Origin of the sequence: Clostridium sp. UBA7503 (assembly GCF_002477055.1) — a bacterium.
In the GTDB taxonomy this organism is placed as follows: domain Bacteria; phylum Bacillota; class Clostridia; order Clostridiales; family Clostridiaceae; genus Clostridium_J; species Clostridium_J sulfidigenes.
Map to the genome: position 1 here is coordinate 139,178 of NZ_DLNT01000013.1, position 2,029 is coordinate 141,206.

The window sequence follows — 2,029 nt, forward strand, 5'->3', positions numbered from 1 at the left end:
AAGAGAACCTAGGTTCTCTTTAATATTATCTTGTATTATTTTCCTTGCATTTGTCTTTGAACTTCTTCAGCAAAGTTTTCTTCTTTCTTTTCTATTCCTTCGCCTCTTTCAAATCTTGCAAATTTAACAATTTCCATAGTTGCTCCAAGTTTCTTTCCTTCTTCTTGAAGATACTTGCTTATAGTGTAATCTCCATTTTTAACCCATACTTGATCTACTAAGCAAACTTCTTTGTAGTATTTGCTTATTCTTCCCATAACCATTTTCTCAACTATGTTTTCTGGTTTTCCTTCGTTAAGAGCTTGAACTCTGTAAATTTCTTTTTCTTTTTCTAAAGATTCATTATCTACTTGATCTTTGTTTAAGAATAATGGGTTAGCTGCTGCTACTTGCATTGCTACATCTTTAGCAACTGTTTTTAATACTTCATCTTGCTTTTCACAAGCTAATTGAACTAAAACCCCTATTTTCCCATTTCCATGAATATAACTTTGAATTATTCCATTGTCAACTACAAACTTTTCAAATCTTCTAACAGACATATTTTCACCTAATTTTGCAATTAGAGCTGTAACAGCATCTTGAAGAATTATGCTATCATCTCCAGCATATTTTTCCGCTAATAATCCTTCTACCGTAGTTACATTAGTAGTTGCTGCCATTTTAGCTACATTTGCTGCTAATGCTTTAAAGTCATCGTTTGCTGCAACGAAGTCAGTTTCACAGTTAACTTCTACTACAGAACCTATTTTCATATCTTCTGATATATAAGTAGTAACTATACCTTCAGCTGCTATTCTTCCAGCTTTTTTAGTTGCTGCTGCTAATCCTTTTTCTCTTAAAACTTCTACTGCTTTTTCCATATCTCCATTTGTTTCGCTAAGAGCTTTTTTACAATCCATCATTCCTGATCCAGTTCTTTCTCTTAACTCTTTTACCATTGCTGCTGTTATCATCTTTATTCCTCCTTTAATTTCCTAACAAAAAGGTAAATGAAAGATTTCTCTCTCATCTACCTTTAAAATTTCATATGTTTTACAACCATAGATGAGGCTGTTTGAAATTTACTTAGAACGCTGCTATATTATTCAGCTATTTCTTCACCTTGTCTTGCTTCAATTATAGCATCTGCTAATCTTTCAGTTATTAATTTAACTGCTCTTATAGCATCATCATTTCCTGGGATTACATAGTCAACATCATCTGGATCACAGTTTGTATCAACTATTGCTATTACAGGAATTCCTAATGTTTTAGCTTCAAGTATAGCATTTTTTTCTTTTCTTGGATCAACTATAAATAAAGCTCCAATATTCTTAGCATCCATGTTTCTAATTCCGCCAAGGTTCTTTTCTAGTTTTTCTCTTTCATTTTTAAGTTGAATAACTTCTTTTTTAGGAAGAACATCAAAGGTTCCATCTTCTTCCATTTTATCTAATGCTTCAAGTCTACCTATTCTTGTTTTAATAGTTCTGAAGTTAGTTAACATTCCACCTAACCATCTGTTGTTTACAAAATGCATGCTTGATCTGATAGCTTCTTCTTGGATAGCTTCTTGAGCTTGCTTTTTAGTTCCAACAAATAATATATCTTTTCCTTCTTCTGATACTGATTTTATGAAATCATATGCTTCATCAATTTTCTTAACTGTTTTTTGTAAGTCAATGATATAGATACCATTTCTCTCAGTGAAGATGTATGGAGCCATTTTAGGGTTCCATCTTCTTGTTTGATGTCCAAAATGAACACCTGCTTCTAATAATTGTTTCATTGAAATAACTGCCATTTTAATATACCTCCTGGTTTTTTCCTCCACTACCATCATTTTTATTAAATACTCCTTAAAGCACCTTTTAATAAATTCAGTAGTGTGTGTATTTTCTTACCTTGTGTATTATATCATATAGAAAATCAATGTTCAACAAATTTATTTCCAAATAACAAGGTTAATTTAAAATTTTTATTATTTAAAATTATATTAATAATTTTTCATAATTAATATATATTAATTCTAGAATTTTAAAAGACA

General features: G+C 30.5%; 2 protein-coding genes. Both read right to left on the reverse strand.

Annotated elements, in window-relative coordinates:
* Positions 1-35: 35 nt before the first annotated feature.
* Positions 36-956 carry a translation elongation factor Ts gene (gene tsf, locus B3630_RS03445; protein WP_346895529.1) on the reverse strand — a complete coding sequence of 307 codons (921 nt, stop codon included), beginning with the start codon at positions 954-956 and terminating at the stop codon, positions 36-38.
* A 128-nt stretch (positions 957-1,084) separates the two neighbouring features.
* Positions 1,085-1,786: a 30S ribosomal protein S2 gene (gene rpsB / locus B3630_RS03450; protein WP_346895531.1), complete on the reverse strand. Its 702-nt coding sequence runs from the start codon at positions 1,784-1,786 to the stop codon at positions 1,085-1,087.
* Positions 1,787-2,029: the final 243 nt, after the last annotated feature.

What these genes read in the sequence shown, in the direction of transcription:
- tsf (WP_346895529.1), bottom strand. Translation starts at nt 956, where the DNA reads ATGATAACAGCAGCAATGGTAAAAGAGTTAAGAGAAAGAACTGGATCA.
- rpsB (WP_346895531.1), bottom strand. Translation starts at nt 1,786, where the DNA reads ATGGCAGTTATTTCAATGAAACAATTATTAGAAGCAGGTGTTCATTTT.